General features: G+C 40.9%; 10 protein-coding genes and 1 rRNA gene. 10 read left to right on the top strand and 1 reads right to left on the bottom strand.

Translation table 11 applies throughout. The features are described from left to right. Positions 1–130: 130 nt before the first annotated feature. The 9 genes from BV60_RS0111480 to BV60_RS0111440 all read left to right on the top strand — a co-directional run bounded on the left by BV60_RS0111480 (position 131) and on the right by BV60_RS0111440 (position 14,728). A 23S ribosomal RNA gene (locus tag BV60_RS0111480) occupies positions 131–2,988 on the top strand. 252 nt (positions 2,989–3,240) lie between these two features. Continuing rightward, positions 3,241–4,722, top strand: a complete 1,482-nt coding sequence (locus tag BV60_RS24215; protein ID WP_081846660.1) for a GNAT family N-acetyltransferase — start codon at positions 3,241–3,243, stop codon at positions 4,720–4,722. Between the two features lie 248 nt (positions 4,723–4,970). Further along, positions 4,971–5,879: a chemotaxis protein gene (locus BV60_RS0111470; protein WP_029321914.1), complete on the top strand. Its 909-nt coding sequence runs from the start codon at positions 4,971–4,973 to the stop codon at positions 5,877–5,879. 164 nt (positions 5,880–6,043) lie between these two features. Beyond that, a complete protein-coding gene (locus BV60_RS0111465; protein WP_029321912.1) occupies positions 6,044–10,207 on the top strand; it encodes a hypothetical protein in 4,164 nt (1,387 codons plus the stop codon). A 34-nt stretch (positions 10,208–10,241) separates the two neighbouring features. Further along, on the top strand, positions 10,242–10,847 hold the full coding sequence (hisH, locus tag BV60_RS0111460) for an imidazole glycerol phosphate synthase subunit HisH (RefSeq protein ID WP_029321910.1): 606 nt from the start codon (positions 10,242–10,244) through the stop codon (positions 10,845–10,847). 110 nt (positions 10,848–10,957) lie between these two features. Next, entirely contained in the window at positions 10,958–11,716 is a 759-nt protein-coding gene (gene hisF, locus BV60_RS0111455) for an imidazole glycerol phosphate synthase subunit HisF (RefSeq protein WP_029321909.1), read from the top strand. 80 nt (positions 11,717–11,796) lie between these two features. Then, positions 11,797–12,471: a uracil-DNA glycosylase gene (locus BV60_RS0111450; RefSeq protein WP_029321907.1), complete on the top strand. Its 675-nt coding sequence runs from the start codon at positions 11,797–11,799 to the stop codon at positions 12,469–12,471. An 87-nt stretch (positions 12,472–12,558) separates the two neighbouring features. Then, entirely contained in the window at positions 12,559–13,851 is a 1,293-nt protein-coding gene (locus BV60_RS0111445) for a diaminopimelate decarboxylase (protein ID WP_029321905.1), read from the top strand. Continuing rightward, positions 13,844–14,728 carry a tyrosine-type recombinase/integrase gene (locus BV60_RS0111440; protein WP_156036069.1) on the top strand — a complete coding sequence of 295 codons (885 nt, stop codon included), beginning with the start codon at positions 13,844–13,846 and terminating at the stop codon, positions 14,726–14,728. The genes BV60_RS0111445 and BV60_RS0111440 overlap by 8 nt, the downstream gene beginning before the upstream one ends. Before the next feature lie 144 nt (positions 14,729–14,872). Here the strand turns inward: BV60_RS0111440 and BV60_RS0111435 are convergent, their stop codons facing one another. Continuing rightward, positions 14,873–15,901 carry a 3-deoxy-7-phosphoheptulonate synthase gene (locus BV60_RS0111435; protein WP_029321902.1) on the bottom strand — a complete coding sequence of 343 codons (1,029 nt, stop codon included), beginning with the start codon at positions 15,899–15,901 and terminating at the stop codon, positions 14,873–14,875. Positions 15,902–16,237: 336 nt separating this feature from the next. Here BV60_RS0111435 and BV60_RS0111430 point away from each other — a divergent pair, with 336 nt between their 5' ends. Next, positions 16,238–17,323 carry an acyltransferase gene (locus BV60_RS0111430; protein ID WP_029321900.1) on the top strand — a complete coding sequence of 362 codons (1,086 nt, stop codon included), beginning with the start codon at positions 16,238–16,240 and terminating at the stop codon, positions 17,321–17,323. Positions 17,324–17,363: the final 40 nt, after the last annotated feature.

Raw genomic sequence — 17,363 nt, 5'->3', positions numbered from 1 at the left:
GATCATATGATCAGGATCCGAGATCCAGAAAAAACAATGTAGCAATACATAAACGAGCATATATCGATAACGCTATATCAGATATATGCGGGAACGTGGTTATTAAATGGACCAAAAGTTCTATATAGCTGGTCAAGCTATGTAGGGCGCAGGGCGGATGCCTTGGCACTAAGAGCCGAAGAAAGACGTGATAAGCTGCGAAAAGCTGCGGGGAGTGGCAAATACACTGAGAGCCGCAGATATCTGAATGGGGCAACCCGGCAGGAAGAACTCCTGTCACTGCATGCTGAATACATAGGCATGTGGAGGGAACCCGGTGAACTGAAACATCTAAGTAGCCGGAGGAAGAGAAAACAACCGTGATTCCGTAAGTAGCGGCGAGCGAACGCGGAAGAGCCCAAACCGGGTGCTTGCACCCGGGGTTCGGACTGAATGATCGATGGAGGACGATAGCAGAAAGGTCCTGGAAAGACCTGCCAGAGAGGGTGAGAGCCCCGTAAGCGAAATTGTCCGAAGCGAGTCAGTATCCAGAGTAGGACGAGACACGTGGAACCTTGTCTGAAAGAGCGGGGACCACCCCGTAAGGCTAAATACTCCTTAGTGACCGATAGCGCATAGTACCGTGAGGGAAAGGTGAAAAGGACCCCGGGAGGGGAGTGAAAGAGAACCTGAAACCCTGTGCCTGCAAACTGCGAAAGCTCCTTATGAGAGTGATCGCGTACTTTTTGTAGAACGGTCCGGCGAGTTATGTTATGCGGCGAGGTTAAGGGCCATAGGTCCGGAGCCGGAGGGAAACCGAGTGTGAAGAGTGCGAGAGTCACATAACATAGACCCGAAACCGGGTGATCTATCCATGTGCAGGATGAAGCGGCCGTAAAAGGCTGTGGAGGTCCGAACTCACATCCGTTGAAAAGGGTGGAGATGACGTGTGGATAGGGGAGAAATTCCAATCGAACCCGGAGATAGCTGGTTCTCCCCGAAATAGCTTTAGGGCTAGCCCTGTAGCATGCCATTTGGAGGTAGAGCACTGAATATCCGCGGGGGCTTCACCGCTTACCAAAGATTATCAAACTCCGAATGCCAGTATGGCTGAGCGCAGGAGTCAGACTGTACGAGATAAGTTGGACAGTCAAAAGGGAAAGAGCCCAGATCCACGGCTAAGGTCCCAAAGTGCGTGTTAAGTGGAAAAGGATGTGGGATTTCACAGACAGCTAGGATGTTGGCTCAGAAGCAGCCACACATTCAAAGAGTGCGTAATAGCTCACTAGCCGAGAGGTCCTGCGCCGAAAATTACCGGGGCTGAAACACGACACCGAAGCCTGGGGATTGCAAGTATCTACGGGTACTTGTGATCGGTAGGGGAGCATTCACAGCAGCGTCGAAGTCGTACCGTAAGGAGCGATGGAGCGCTGTGAAGAGAGAATGCCGGAATGAGTAGCGAGATGGAGGTGAGAATCCTCCAGGCCGAATATCCAAGGATTCCAGGGTAAAGCTGATCTGCCCTGGGGAAGTCGGGACCTAAGGCGAGGCCAGACGGCGTAGTCGATGGACAGCAGGTTGATATTCCTGCACCTGATGATATCAGAACTGTGGGGACGCAGGACGAAAGTGTGAGCCGGGAAAGGAAAGACCGGTCCCGCAAGGGGGAACGAAGTAAGAGTAGTGAAGCACATGGACGTACTGCCAAGAAAAGCCACTATTGCGTATCATCAGCCCGTACCGTAAACCGACACAGGTGGATGAGGAGAGGATCCTAAGGCCGGCGGGAGAAGCATTGTTAAGGAACTCGGCAAAATGTCCCCGTAACTTCGGGATAAGGGGAGCCTGCGAGAGCAGGCCGCAGAGAAGAGGCTCAAGCAACTGTTTAGCAAAAACACAGGTCTATGCGAAACCGAAAGGTGAGGTATATGGGCTGACGCCTGCCCGGTGCTGGAAGGTTAAGAGGAGAGGTCAGGGCAACCGAAGCTTTGAATTTAAGCCCCAGTAAACGGCGGCCGTAACTATAACGGTCCTAAGGTAGCGAAATTCCTTGTCGGGTAAGTTCCGACCCGCACGAAAGGCGTAATGATTTGAGCACTGTCTCGGCAATGCACCCGGTGAAATTGAAGTACCAGTGAAGATGCTGGTTACCCGCGCCAGGACGGAAAGACCCCATGGAGCTTTACTCCAGGTTGATACTGGGATTCGGTACTGTATGTACAGGATAGGTGGGAGACTGTGAAGTGATGACGTCAGTTGTCATGGAGTCGCTGTTGGGATACCACCCTTATAGTACTGGGTTTCTAACCAAGGACCGTGAAACCGGTCCGGGGACAATGTCTGCCGGGGAGTTTGACTGGGGCGGTCGCCTCCGAAAGGGTATCGGAGGCGCTCAAAGGTTCCTTCAGAATGGACGGAAACCATTCGCAGAGTGCAAAGGCAGAAGGGAGCCTGACTGTGACACCGACGGGTGGAACAGATACGAAAGTAGGACTTAGTGATCCGGTGGCATGAAAGTGGGATTGCCATCGCTCAACGGATAAAAGCTACCCTGGGGATAACAGGCTTATCACTCCCAAGAGTTCACATCGACGGAGTGGTTTGGCACCTCGATGTCGGCTCATCGCATCCTGGGGCTGTAGCAGGTCCCAAGGGTTGGGCTGTTCGCCCATTAAAGCGGTACGCGAGCTGGGTTCAGAACGTCGTGAGACAGTTCGGTCCCTATCCGGCGCGGGCGTAGGATATCTGAGAGGAGCTGTCCTTAGTACGAGAGGACCGGGATGGACGGACCGCTGGTGTATCAGCTGCATCGCCAGATGCATAAGGCTGGGTAGCCAAGTCCGGAAGGGATAAACGCTGAAGGCATCTAAGCGTGAAGCCCCCCTCAAGATGAGATATCCCTGCATTTTGCAGTAAGACCCCTTAGAGACTATGAGGTAGATAGGCACAAGGTGTAAGCACGGTAACGTGTTCAGCTGATGTGTACTAATAGGTCGAGGGCTTGTCCAAAAAAGGATATAGAACAATAACGGATTGAAGATGAAGTATTCAGTGTTCGGTTTTGAAGGTACAAAATGCAGAAGAGATAGTCAATTGGCTGTCTCTTTTTTGTTATTTGGTATAAAAAAGTGTGATTTTTCAATTGGTTTTGATATACTTCAATATATGCTATACTACGATACTTTCATTTGCTGATACTTATATACTGGCAAATGATTTGGATGAATCGGATAAAAAACATGCATTTATAATAGGAGAAATATGTATAAGATTAGAGACGTCAAAGCAGATGATGTAAATAGATTATTAGAAATATATGGATTTTATGTTAAAGAAACTGCCATCACATTTGAATACGATATACCTACTGCTGAAGAATTTTCAGAACGAATAAATACAATTACTGAAAAATATCCTTATCTTGTTATTGAAGAAAATGATATTGTTTACGGCTATACCTATGCAGGTGTTTTAAAGGATCGTGCGGCTTATGATAAATCATGTGAACTTACAATATACATAGATAAGCATGCTAAAAAAAGAGGATATGGAAGAGCATTATATGAAGCTATTGAAAAAAGGCTTATTGAGATGGGAATCGAGAATTTATATGCATGTATTGGAGATCCCATAGAAGAAGACTGTTATTTAGATAAAAATAGTGAGAATTTTCATGCTCATCTTGGATTTAAAAAAATTGGAACCTTTTATAAATGTGGATATAAGTTTGATAAATGGTATAACATGATTTGGATGGAGAAACTTATCGGAAATCATGATCTATTGTCTGAGCGTATTGATTTGTGGAAAGATGGTGAGTACTCATATCCGCTATCTTTTGGCTTTATACCAAATATGGTTAGTTATTTGCATAATGATGGTAAAAAACATCCATGTATGGTGATAATTCCGGGTGGTGGTTACTGCGTTGTTTCACCAACTGAGGGTGAAATAGTTGCAAAGAGATTTTTTAAGATGGGATATAATGCTTTTGTTGTTACATATACAACTAACATCTTATTTAAAGAACCTTTAAAAGACCAACCTATGAGGGATGTTTCAAGAGCTATTAGAATTATTAGAAAAAATGCTGAAAAGTATGGCATTTACAATAATAGAATAGTGATATGTGGTTTTTCTGCAGGTGCCCATCTATGTGGAACAGTGTGTGTTCATCATGAAGATGTTGAGGAAACAGATTCGGATTTCAAACAATATAGTAACAGACCTGATGCTGCTATTTTAAGTTATCCGGTCATTACAGGAGGTGAATTCGCGCATAGAGGTTCATTTGATGCATTGATTGGTGCAAATCCGGATGCTTGTGAACTTGAATACTATTCATTGGAAAAGCAGGTAAATTCAACTACGCCTCCTGTGTTTCTTTGGCATACAGCAACAGACGATACAGTTCCTGTTCAAAACAGCTATCTGTTTGACGAAGCTTTGACAAAGGCTAAAATAAATCACGCAATGCACATTTTTTCATCCGGGCATCATGGTTTAAGTCTGGGTGATGAGGATTGGGCTAAACACAGATTTGGAATTCCGTATACTTATGAGCAGACATTTAAAACAGTGGATGCAGTTAAAAAAGGAATAGTTGATGTTCCTGATGAAAAGAAGGAAGAACTGATCAGAGATTATGCAGAGGCTAAATATTTTCCGGATGTAACATATCCAGAGATTTCTCTATGGCCGGACCTGGCAAATGCATGGATAAGGAACACTCTTGTGTTTTGATTTTATTTGAAAAATATAAACGAAAAGATGTTAAATCATATATAATCGAAAGCAAGTTTTAAATGTATAAAAAACTTATTAACAGTTTCTTAAAAGACAGACAATTCGGCTGTCTTTTTTATTTTTTCTATTTATTTTCAAGAAGTATATGCTATACTAAATTAGGATATTAAATATATATTCAATCGGTTTTTAGTTTGTTTTTTAAGTGATTGCAGTCTCTTTTTTTCAATGCGTGAGGTGAAAATATGGAATCGAAAATCTTGCTTGAAAATGGCACAAACGAACTTGAAGTCTTAGAGTTTAGAATTGATGATCATTGCTATGGAATTAATGTTGCAAAGATTAAGGAAATTATCGTATATCAGGAAGTAACACCGGTTCCAAATGCTCATCCCAGTATTGAAGGTATCTTTATGCCAAGAGATACTATGATAACTGCAATCGATTTACGAAATTGTTTACAAAGAGGTGCATCTAAACCGGGTGGACTTTTCATAATAACCAACTTTAACAAGCTTGATATTGCATTCCATGTTGATACTGTAGTAGGAATTCATAGAGTTTCATGGGCGGATATTATAAAACCAAACGCAACTATCTCCAAGGCAGAAGAGAGTATATCAACCGGTATTATCAAACTTGAGGAGAGACTTATCATTATTCTTGACTTTGAGAAGATTGTATCGGACATTAATCCTAACACAGGTCTTAATGTTGCTCAGCTTACCGATATTGGCACCAGAACGAGAAATGAAATTCCGATTGTGCTTGCTGAAGATTCACAGTTACTTAATAAGCTGATAGTAGATTCTCTTAAGAAGGCCGGATATGATAATGTCAGACACTTTGAGAATGGTAAACTTGCATATGATTATATCAAGGGATGCAAGGACAGAGGACAGCTTGATAAAGTTAAATGCATCATAACAGATATTGAAATGCCTATTATGGATGGCCATCGTCTTACTAAACTTGTTAAAAGTGACGACGAGACGAAACAGATTCCGCTTATTATATTCTCATCACTTGTTAATGAGGAAATGAGAAGAAAAGGAGAGTCTTTAGGAGCCGACAGGCAGCTGTCAAAGCCGGAAATCGGAAATTTGGTTGCTGTAATAGATGAACTTGTTCATGCTGATGGCGATGCCAAATAAAGATATATGATGTGAAAGATAACTCCCTTTATTGCTTCAGTTATGAAAATCAATTTTCAATGACTGCTACAATGAAGGGAGTTTTATAGTTTTAGTGCAGATGTTTTATATTAACCGGAATAAAAACAACTGTATTAGTGCATGGTTTTTGGGGAGTGGGTGAAATGAAGTCTAAGAATGAGGAGCATTTGGATAACCTTTTGCAATCTCTGAGAAATGATTCGAATTCAGGCATTGCTAAGATTACGGAATCCGAAGAGTTACATGCGGCTATTAATAATTCATCGGAGAACAGTGATCTTAAAGAAATAAGTGCAATGCTTGATAATTTGGATAGCGGTCAATTACTTGATTCAGGAATGTCAAATGTTCTTGAATCTATTAGTATGCCTCCCTCTGAAGATTTGCCTAAATATACAATAGGTAATGATGCTGACCAGGAATACGAAAAAGATGCAGATGAACTTGCTTTAGACGAAGCTATTGCCAGGGCAGAAGCATTGGCAATGGAAGCTATAAATGAAGGAACTGATAAAAATGATGAATTAGCCGGTGACGATGCAGAAGAAATAAATGCTGCGGAAGCATCAGTATTAGCTGAGGAAACAGTAGCAGAAGAAACAAATGCGCTGGAAGAATCAGCATTAGCGGAGGAAGCAGTAGCAGAAGAAACAAATGCGGCGGAAGCATCAGCATTAGCGGAGGAAGCAGTAGCAGAAGAAACAAATGCGGCGGAAGCATCAGCATTAGCGGAGGAAACAGTAGCAGAAGAAACAAATGCGCTGGAAGAATCAGCATTAGCGGAGGAAGCAGTAGCAGAAGAAACAAATGCTGCGGAAGCATCAGTATTAGCGGAGGAAGCAGTAGCAGAAGAAACAAATGTGCCGGATGCTTCATCGTTAGCTGGGAAAACCGGTACAGAGGAAATAGATTTACCTGAGAGTCCATTGTCGGTAGAAGAAGTGACCGAGACAGAAGGATTATCTCCTATTAATGATTCTGATGTAACTGAAGAAGCAGCCGGATCGGAAAAAGCAATTGTTCCTGAGTTAAATGAAGTAAGTGAAGAGACATCATCTGAAGATATAGAAAAAATGATGGCTGAAATGGGTATAACTCCGGAAACAGATCATGTCCCTGAAGAAAATAATGTTAATAATATCGATATTCCTGATATCCCTTCGCTGGATGAGATTACAGCTGAGGGTGCTGATGTTGCGGAATTAAAAACTGAAGTTGAAAATGCTGTTCAGGAATCAGTTCCGAACATGGATATAGCTGATCTGCCTGATTTAAATGAAATTAGTACTTCAAATTCTGAGGATATGTTGAAGGAAGTTGCTGTAGAAGTTCCTGAAGAGATATCTGAATCATTATTGGAAGTTGCTCCGGAAATACCAATTGAAGATGAAGAGGAGAACAGAACATTACAGACAGATGCTAAAGAGACAACAGAGGAAATATTGGATGAAATGCTCCATGCACCTGAAGAAATGTTGGATACAGATAGTTATGACAGCTCAGATACTGACGATGAAGCATTGGAAATACCGAATTCTGAACTGAATAATCCTGTTATGGATGATTTACTGGATTTGGAGGGCATGTTGGATGGTCTGAGTGAGACCGGTAATAACATCGACGAAGATACAGCAGATCTTGATGCAGCAATAAATATAAACGGAAAAGAAACATTATCAGATGAGGAAGGACTATCGCTGGATGACATCGAGATTCCGGAAGCTGTTATCATGGATAGCGCTTTGGACGAGAACTTGGTTACAGATGAAGATCAGTCTGTTTTATTGGACTCTATTGAGGGTGGCGTAGCCAATACAAATACGGATGATGCTAATGAAGAAAATCCTACAGAAACAGGAACGTCGGTTGTTGGAATAGATGAACTGAACCTGGATGAGATAAATCTTGATACTTTAAATCCGGATGAGCTTAATTTGGATGAAACAAATGTAGGAGAAGAAGGCCTTGCAGAAATAAGTACGCCGGATACCAATATAGATGAATTAAACTTAGACGAGATAAATCTTGATACTTTAAATCCGGATGAGCTTAATTTGGAAGAGACAAATGTAGGAGAAGAAGGTCCTGCAGAAATAAGTGCGCCGGATATCAATATAGATGAATTAAACTTAGACGAGATAAATCTTGATACTTTAAATCCGGATGAGCTTAATTTGGAAGAGACAAATGTAGGAGAAGAAGGTCCTGCAGAAATAAGTGCGCCGGATACCAATATAGATGAATTAAACTTAGACGAGATAGATCTTGATACTTTAAATCCTGATGAGCTTAATTTGGAAGAGACAAATGTAGGAGAAGAAGGCCCTGCAGAAATAAGTACGCCGGATACCAATATAGATGAATTAAACTTAGACGAGATAAATCTTGATACTTTAAATCCGGATGAGCTTAATTTGGATGAAACAAACGCGGGAGAAGAAATTCCTGCAGATATTAATACAGATGAACTGAACTTGGATGAGTTAAATCTGGATGAGCTTAATTTGGATGAATTAAATCCTGATGTGGCAAATACGGAAGAGATTAACACAGATGAAATTTCTTCGGAAGGAGTAAATTTGGATGAGATTAACATGGATGAACTGAACCTTGAAGAGTCTAATCCGGATGCCGAAGCATCTGATGAAATTCCAATGGAAGATTTAACAGCAATTGATGAATCACTGCTGGATAATCCTGAGGGTACAGGTGATACTACAGGTGAAGCAGATACTTCAGAAATGACAGGAGAAAATGATGTTGTTTCGTCTGAAGGTGAAAACGATACATCGTTGGCTTCTGATGTCTCCTTGGAAAGCGAACAGTCTGATGATAGTGCCGGTGGCGCTGATGAGGCAGCTATCGAAGATGCACTTGCTGCTTTTGCGGATGCTATGGATGAAGAAAAGACGGAAGATTCTGAAGGTGAAGATTCTGATGTAAGCTTTGAAGCGGTTAGTGCGGAACTGGATGATCTTCTAAAAGAAGCCGGAGAAGATATAAGTGATGAAGCAGGTGAAGGATCTGATGACATTGGATCGGAAATGGATCTTGACAGTATGCTTGAGGATCTGGGAGGAGACGCTGCGGAAGCAGAAGCCGGTGGAAGTGAACCTGCAGATGTTGAAATGCCGGATCTTGACGCTATTATGAACAGCCTTGCCAGTGATGACGCTGAGGATATGGAGAATACTGCCCACATAGATGAAAAAGAAGGTGCAAATGCAGAGATAAGCCTTGACGATATGGGACAGGATACTTCAGACTCGATGGATGCAGAGGTACCATCCGAAGAAACGGATATGAGTGCTGAAGATATGCTTGAGGCCATGAGCGAAGAAGGAACAGATGAAAATGGCCTTTCGGAAGATATCCCTGATCCTGATGAAGTAAATGACAATGGTGGGGATTACGATGAAATAGCCCTTCGAATGGGAGAGAATGAGTCAGAAGGCGGAACCGAGGACGGAAAGAAAAAGAAGAAAAAGGGCGGTCCCAATATAATAGTCCGCTTGATCACAACATTATTTAGGGTTCTGACGCAGACGGATGAAGACCTTAATCCCAAATTGGCTGAGGATGAATTAGCCAGTCTGACGGATGAAAATCAGCAGGTATTGGATGAGCTGGCAGCTGAAGGCAAAAAAGCTAAGAAAGAGAAAAAGAAAAAAGAGAAGCCACCCAAGAAAGAAAAGCCACCGAAACCAAAGAAAGAGAAGCCACCAAAGAAAGAAAAGCCAAAGAAAGAAAAGAAGCCGAAGCCGGATGATGGTGAGCCGGAGAAAGCGCTTGCACCTAAAAAGGTTGCTATTTCCGTGCTGTTTGCAGTTAGTATAGGATTGTTCTGTTGTCTGCCGACTATTATTTTGCCCGGAAGAATAAATATGAATAGGGCTAGTAGTGCTTTTGAAAAGAAGGACTACCATACAACATATAAACTGTTATATGGTAAGAAACTGAATGAGGAAAACTCGCTAATGTATCATCAAGCCAGAGTTATGACCAGCGCACAGCACTATCTTGATTCATATAATAACTATAAGGCAATGAACATGGAGGATGAGGCTTTAGATATTTTACTTATGGGTATGAATGCTAAGGATCAAATAGTCGCCGAGGCAGAGGAGTTTCAGGTTGCTAATGAAGTCCAAAGCGTGTATGCTAATATCGAATCGACGCTCGCTTCTGAATATGGACTTAATAGCCAGGATATTTCTGATATTAATAGCATTACAGAAAAACCATCGTACACAAAACGTATAATGGAAACGACAGGCTCAATAGAAAAAATAATGCCAAAAAAATAGCGAGATCGATATCCTATCAGGGAGAATTAGATTGATGTTAGCTATAATTGACTATGATGCAGGAAATATTAGAAGTGTAGTAAATGCTTTTAAGTATGTGGGGACAGATGCATGCGTGACGAGAGATCCTAATGAAATAAGAAGAGCCGACCATGTGGTTCTTCCGGGAGTTGGAGCTTTTGGAGACGCTATGCAGAAACTTGAAGAGTATAATCTGACGGGGGTTATTCGTGATGTTGCAAATAGCGGCACCCCGTTTATGGGAATTTGCCTGGGTCTACAGCTGCTTTTTGATTCAAGTGATGAGTCAAAGGGAGTTGAGGGCCTGGGCATTTTGCGTGGAAAGATAAAAAGGATACCTGACAATGGTACGCTCAAAGTACCACAGATTGGCTGGAATAGTTTAAAGTATCCGAATAAAGGAAGATTATTTAACGGTATTGATGAGGGGGCATATGTATATTTTGTTCACTCATATTATCTGGATGCTGATGATAAAGGAATAGTGACAGCTACAACAGAATATGGGACTGTTATTGATGCATCGGTTGAACAGGGGAATGTTTTCGCTTGTCAGTTTCACCCGGAAAAAAGTTCCGATGTTGGAATGGAAATTCTTAAAAACTTCTTGAGTGTTTGACATAATGTAGTTGAGTTCAATGTAGTTATTTAACTGCATTTATTACTTATATGAGATTTTGCTTACAAACAGGTTACTTATTATTTTGATTAAAAGATAAAGGATGACAGATGCTTACTAAAAGAATAATCCCCTGCCTTGATGTAAATAATGGCAGAGTAGTTAAAGGAATAAATTTTGTTCAGCTTCGCGATGCAGGAGACCCTGTTGAAGTAGGAAGGGCCTATTCCGAAGCCGGGGCAGATGAACTTGTGTTTTTAGATATAACAGCAACTTCCGACGCAAGAAATACGGTAGTTGATCTTGTAAGGAAAGTTGCGGAACAAATATTTATTCCATTCACTGTTGGTGGTGGAATAAGAACGGTTGAGGATATGAGAGCCGTTTTGAGAGAAGGCGCTGATAAGGTAGCCGTGAATTCTGCAGCCATTAATAGACCTGAACTTATTTCCGAATCAGCCGAAAAATTCGGATCTCAATGTGTTGTGGTGGCAATTGATGCGAAGAGAAGAGATGACGGTGGCTTTAACGTTTATAAAAACGGTGGAAGAATAGATACAGGACTTGATGCTATACAATGGGCTGTTGAGGCAGAAAAGAGAGGCGCCGGTGAAATATTGCTTACCAGTATGGATGGCGATGGAACAAAAGCAGGTTACGATATTGAACTGACAAGAGCAGTTGCGGATTCGGTTGGTATTCCGGTTATTGCATCGGGTGGTGCCGGAAACTGCGAACATTTTTATGAGGCACTTACAAAGGGTGGTGCGGATGCAGCTCTTGCTGCTTCACTTTTTCATTACAAGGAACTTGAAATAAAGGAAGTAAAGGAGTATCTGCGCAAAAAAAATATACCTGTACGGTTATAGTGTACGACATAACAAAAGGGGACATTCGACTGTTTTAAATAAAGAAAAGTTATGTGGTTGTAGAGGAGGGTGTGATAAAAATGCCAATGATTTCTAACGATTGGCTTCCGGCACTTGAGGAAGAGTTTAAAAAGGATTATTACAAAAAATTATATAAGTTTATTTTAGATGAATATCATTCCAGGGTGGTGTATCCGCCTGCGGATGATATTTTTAATGCATTACATCTCACACCGCTTAAGGATGTTAAGGTTCTTATATTGGGACAGGATCCATATCATGAACCGGGACAGGCACATGGGCTTTCTTTTTCGGTTTTGCCGGGTGAGAGTGCACCACCGTCTTTAGTAAACATTTACGGAGAACTCAAGGACGATCTGGGGTGTTATGTGCCAAATAACGGATATCTTAAAAAGTGGGCTGATCAGGGCGTTTTGTTACTAAATACTGTACTTACAGTAAGAGCACATGCTGCAAATTCACATAAAGGACATGGATGGGAGTATTTTACCGATGCCATAATCAGAGCAGTGAATGAGCAGGACAGACCAATTGTTTTTATGCTATGGGGAAAACCGGCTCAGACAAAAATGTCAATGCTAAGTAACCCGAAGCATTTGATCCTTACGGCGCCTCATCCAAGCCCGCTTTCAGCATACAGAGGCTTTTTCGGATGCAGGCATTTTTCAAAATGCAATGAATTTCTGAAGGCAAACGGAGTTACTCCGATAGACTGGCAGATTGAGAATATTTAAAAATTGTTCAAATAATATTGGACATGCGCACTTTTTCGTGATAACGTAGTAAAGTGTATTTCGATTATTTTTTTAGAACAGGAGAATATTATGAAAAAAGCGTTCGTAACAAAAAATCAGGTAGAAGACATTGCAAAAAAATACCCAACACCGTTTTATTTATATGATGAGAAAGGTATTGTTGATAATGCCAGAGCCGTAAAAAAAGCTTTCGCCTGGAACACTGGATTTCGTGAATATTTTGCTGTAAAAGCGACACCAAATCCGATGATAATGGAACTGTTGATGAAAGAAGGATGCGGATTTGACTGTTCTTCAAAAACAGAATTGATGCTCAGTAAAGCGATTGGAGCATCAGGACATGACATTATGTTTTCATCAAATGATACTCCTGCGGATGAGTTTGTGTATGCTGCTGAAATTGGCGGAATCATTAATTTTGATGATATTACTCATATTGAATTTGCGGAGGAAGCGTTGGGGGGAAAATTGCCCGAGACCATCAGCTGCAGATATAATCCGGGTGGAATTTTCAAAATGAGTAATGGAATTATGGATAACCCCGGTGATTCAAAATACGGAATGACTAAAGAGCAGCTATTTGAAGCGTTTAAGATCCTTAAGGAAAAAGGTGTTAAGCACTTTGGAATTCATGCGTTCCTTGCAAGTAATACTGTAACTAATGAGTATTACCCCACACTTGCAGCACAGCTTTTTGAGCTTGCAGTACAGCTTGAAAAGGAGACAGGTGCTGATATCAGCTTTATAAATCTTTCAGGTGGTGTAGGAATTCCGTATGAGCCTGACAAGGTAGGCAATGATATAGCGGTCATTGGTGAAGGCGTAAGAAAAGAGTATGAGCGTATACTTGTACCTGCAGGTATGGGAGATGTTTCAATTTATACAGAAATGGGACGTTTTATGCTCGGACCTTATGGAGCGCTTGTTACAAAGGCTATTCATGAGAAACATATATATAAGGAGTACATTGGGGTTGATGCATGTGCTGTAAACCTGATGAGACCGGCAATGTATGGTTCATATCACCACATAACTGTGCTTGGAAAAGAAGATGCACCTCTTGATCATGTATATGATGTTACCGGTTCGCTTTGTGAGAACAACGATAAATTTGCTATAGACAGAAAGCTACCGGAGATTGATATGGGAGACTATCTGTTCATTCATGATGCAGGAGCACACGGATTTGCAATGGGATATAACTACAATGGAAAGCTGTGGTGTGCTGAGCTCTTACTGAAAGAGGATGGAAGTGTTACACAGATTAGAAGATCAGAGACTCCCAGGGATTATTTTGCTACATTTGATCAATTACCCATGTATTCCGAGCTTGATAAAATAATGAAGGAATTTGAGTGAACAGATGAATGAGATTGCTGACTTCATAACTGAATGCAGATTGTCCGGCAAAATGAGTCGGAGTACGATCAGCTCATATCAATGTGATCTTAATAAGCTTCAAAATTACTTAAATGAGATTCAGATTACTGAGATAGCAAAGGTTACTGAGAAAGTTTTGAAGAATCATTTAAGTAATTTGGCAAACAAAGGATATTCATCTGCTACTATTGCCAGGAATATAGTGTCAATTAAAGCATTGTTCAAGCATCTGATAAAAGACGGGATAATTGCTATTGATGCTTCTGAAAATCTTGTGGCGCCCAAAGTTGAATTACCTAAGGCTTTGGTTCTTACCAGAAGACAGATAGAAGAGCTTATGCGTATGCCGGATGTGAAAACAGCAAAAGGACAGCGTGACGCGGCTATGCTTGAACTTATGTATGCGACCGGAATAAAAGTTTCTGAGCTTATCAAAGCTAAAGTTTCCGATATTGATATGCAGCTTGGGAATATCGAATGTGTAAATGACAAAAAGGAAAGAATTATACCCTTTGATAAAAGAACAAAAACTGTGCTAATGAGATATTTGCAGGATGGCAGACGACATCTGATAAAACGCACAGATGAAGAACTGCTATTTATCAATTATCAGGGTGAAGCAATGAGCAGGCAAGGAGTATGGAAACTTGTCAAGAGATATGCAGAGCAGGCCGGAATAAAGGTTCCTATTACGCCTGAGGCATTGCGACATAGCTTTGCGGCTCATCTTGTTGAAAGAGGTGCAGATATAGAGGCTGTTCAGATAATGATGGGGCATGTGAGCCCAATTTCCACTGTTCGTTATGCAAGAGAGAACAGGGATTATATTCGGGATGTATATGACAGAACTCACTAGGCATAGAAAACAGAAATCCCCGGATATGTAATATTAAAAACATCGAAGTGATGATTGATTTTAATATTGCATACCCGGGGATTTTTTTATACAAAGAGTTGCATTGCAACTCTTTGCGCACTATTTTAATTCGTAGCTGAGTTTTTATACCTGTTCTGCGATATCGAGAAGAAGACGCTCGGTGTCATTCCAGCCAAGGCAGGGATCTGTAATGGATTTACCGTAAATGCCTTCGCCGATTTTCTGGCAACCTTCCTCAATATAACTTTCTATCATTACGCCCTTAACAAGCTCACTTATATTTTTGTTCTGATTTCTGGAGTGCAGTACTTCCTTAACTATGCGGATCTGCTCCTTGAATTTCTTGCCTGAATTATTGTGGTTTGCATCAATAATTGCAGCAGGATTTTTTATATCACGCTCAGAATAAAGATATGCAAGAAGACTAAGATCTTCGTAGTGATAGTTTGGCTGTGACTGACCATGCTTGTTCTGGGAACCACGAAGCACGCAGTGAGAAAGCGGGTTACCGCTGGTCTTAACTTCATAACCTCTGTATACGAAGGAGTGAGGAAGCTGTGCAGCATATACTGAATTAAGCATTACACTGAGAGTACCGCTGGTTGGATTTTTCATGCCTGCGGGGACACCAAAACCACTTGCTACCATACGATGCTCCTGATCTTCAACAGAACGCGCACCGATGGCAACGTATGAGAGGATATCTTCTACATAACCCCAGTTTTCAGGGTAGAGCATCTCATCGGCAGCAGTCAGACCGGATTCTTCTATAGCCCTTATCTGCATGTGACGCATAGCAATAAGACCTGCACGGAAATCTGTTTTTCCTTCAGGATCAGGCTGAGAGGTGATACCCTTATAGCCTTCACCTGTAGTACGTGGTTTGTTTGTATAAACTCTGGGAACAATGATAAGTTTGTCCTTAACCTTTTCGTTAACTTTGGCAAGTCTTGTAACATAGTCGCAAACTGCGTCCTCATTATCAGCTGAGCAGGGACCTACGATAACAAGAAATTTATCGCTTGTTCCGGTGAGTACATCCGCAATTTCCTTATCCCTGTTTTTCTTTAATTCCGCAAGCTTTTGAGAAAGAGGAAATTCATCTCTTATCTCCTCAGGTGAAGGAAGCTGCTGTATATATTGGAATGACATTATTAAAACCTCCGATGAAGATAAATTTATAGTATTCATGAAACCTACGCACTACACTATACCACGTTAAAGTCTGAAAGTAAACGATGAAATATACTTGATTATTATTATAGCCGCTTTTTGTGCTATAATTCATTAGCATAGTACTGATTTTTGTGTAACGTTTCTGTTTGACAGGCGATATACCGGTACAAAATAGACCCATATTAGTCAGAAAAAACATGGGGGTATATAGCCAAGTACCGTCCAAGAATGCGAAGCGTGATTGGTTAACGGTATTGGCAACAGACCGGTATGAGTCAGATAAAAACTTGCGTTTATAGATGAGGAGGATGTATGAAAGAGGATGCTTTAAGACAATCCAATATTGAACTTTTGAGAATTTTGGCAACGTGTGGGGTTATAATTCTTCATTATAATAGTATAGCAGGTGGTGGGTTCTTTTCTGCACTGGATAAAAGTGTGAATCAGTTTATACTTATTTTTCTTGAATCCATAAGTATATGTGCGGTTAACGTTTTTGTTATTATAACAGGGTTTTTCCTTAGTAAGACAAATATAAGAGATTTTATGAAGCCACTTGGTCTTCTTGCTCAGGTATTTGTTTTTGCTGTACTGGCTTTTGCTATACAGAAAATAATAATGCCCGGTAAAGTGACGATAGATACATTCTTTGAATTTTTATATTCAAGTAACTGGTATGTATATGTATTTGTTGCTCTTTATCTGATTTCGCCTTTTATCAATGTAATGTGGAACGCTTTAAATGCCGCGGGTAAGCGAATACTTCTGGCTTTTTCCGTGTTCCTTTTTTCCATATATCCGACATTTATAGATATTCTGAAGTTTTGGACAGGACGACAACTTAACGGAAGCAGTTCAATAGGACTTGAAGGTTCGCAGGCAGGATATACTATAGTTAACTTTATTTTAATGTACATTATAGGGGCTTTTATTAGAGAGATGTCAGAAGGAGAGATGCCCCAGATGCCAAAGCTTTTGTCAAGATATTTCATATGTTTATGTCTTGACATGGCATGGGCATTTGCAGATGGGATCAGGCAGGGGAAAGAGATATATGAGACAGTGGCATGGAATTACAGCAATCCTTTTGTCATTGCGGAAGCTGCAATTGTGTTTATGATATTCCTGAAACTGAATATTAGATACAATAAGATAATTAACATGTTGGCGGCATCATCATTTACTGTTTACATATTACATTTAAGATTTTTGGGATTGCTTAAAATAGGAAGCTTTGCTAAAGGTAATCCTGTAATAATGATATTACATGCAGCTTTGTGTGTTGCCGGTACTTATCTTATATGCTTTGTGATTAATTATATTTACAAATATCCTGCCGGTTATGTTGCAGAGCGCATTTCTTCAAAATGGAACGATTTCAGAAAATTTTCCATTTGACACACAAAGGTGTTCACAGATTTTGAAAAAAATATCTTAT

It is taken from the genome of Butyrivibrio sp. AE3004, from assembly GCF_000703165.1.
Taxonomy (GTDB): Bacteria; Bacillota; Clostridia; order Lachnospirales; family Lachnospiraceae; genus Butyrivibrio.
The sequence above is the reverse complement of the archived record's forward strand: the minus strand, read 5'-3'. Positions and strand labels throughout refer to the sequence as shown.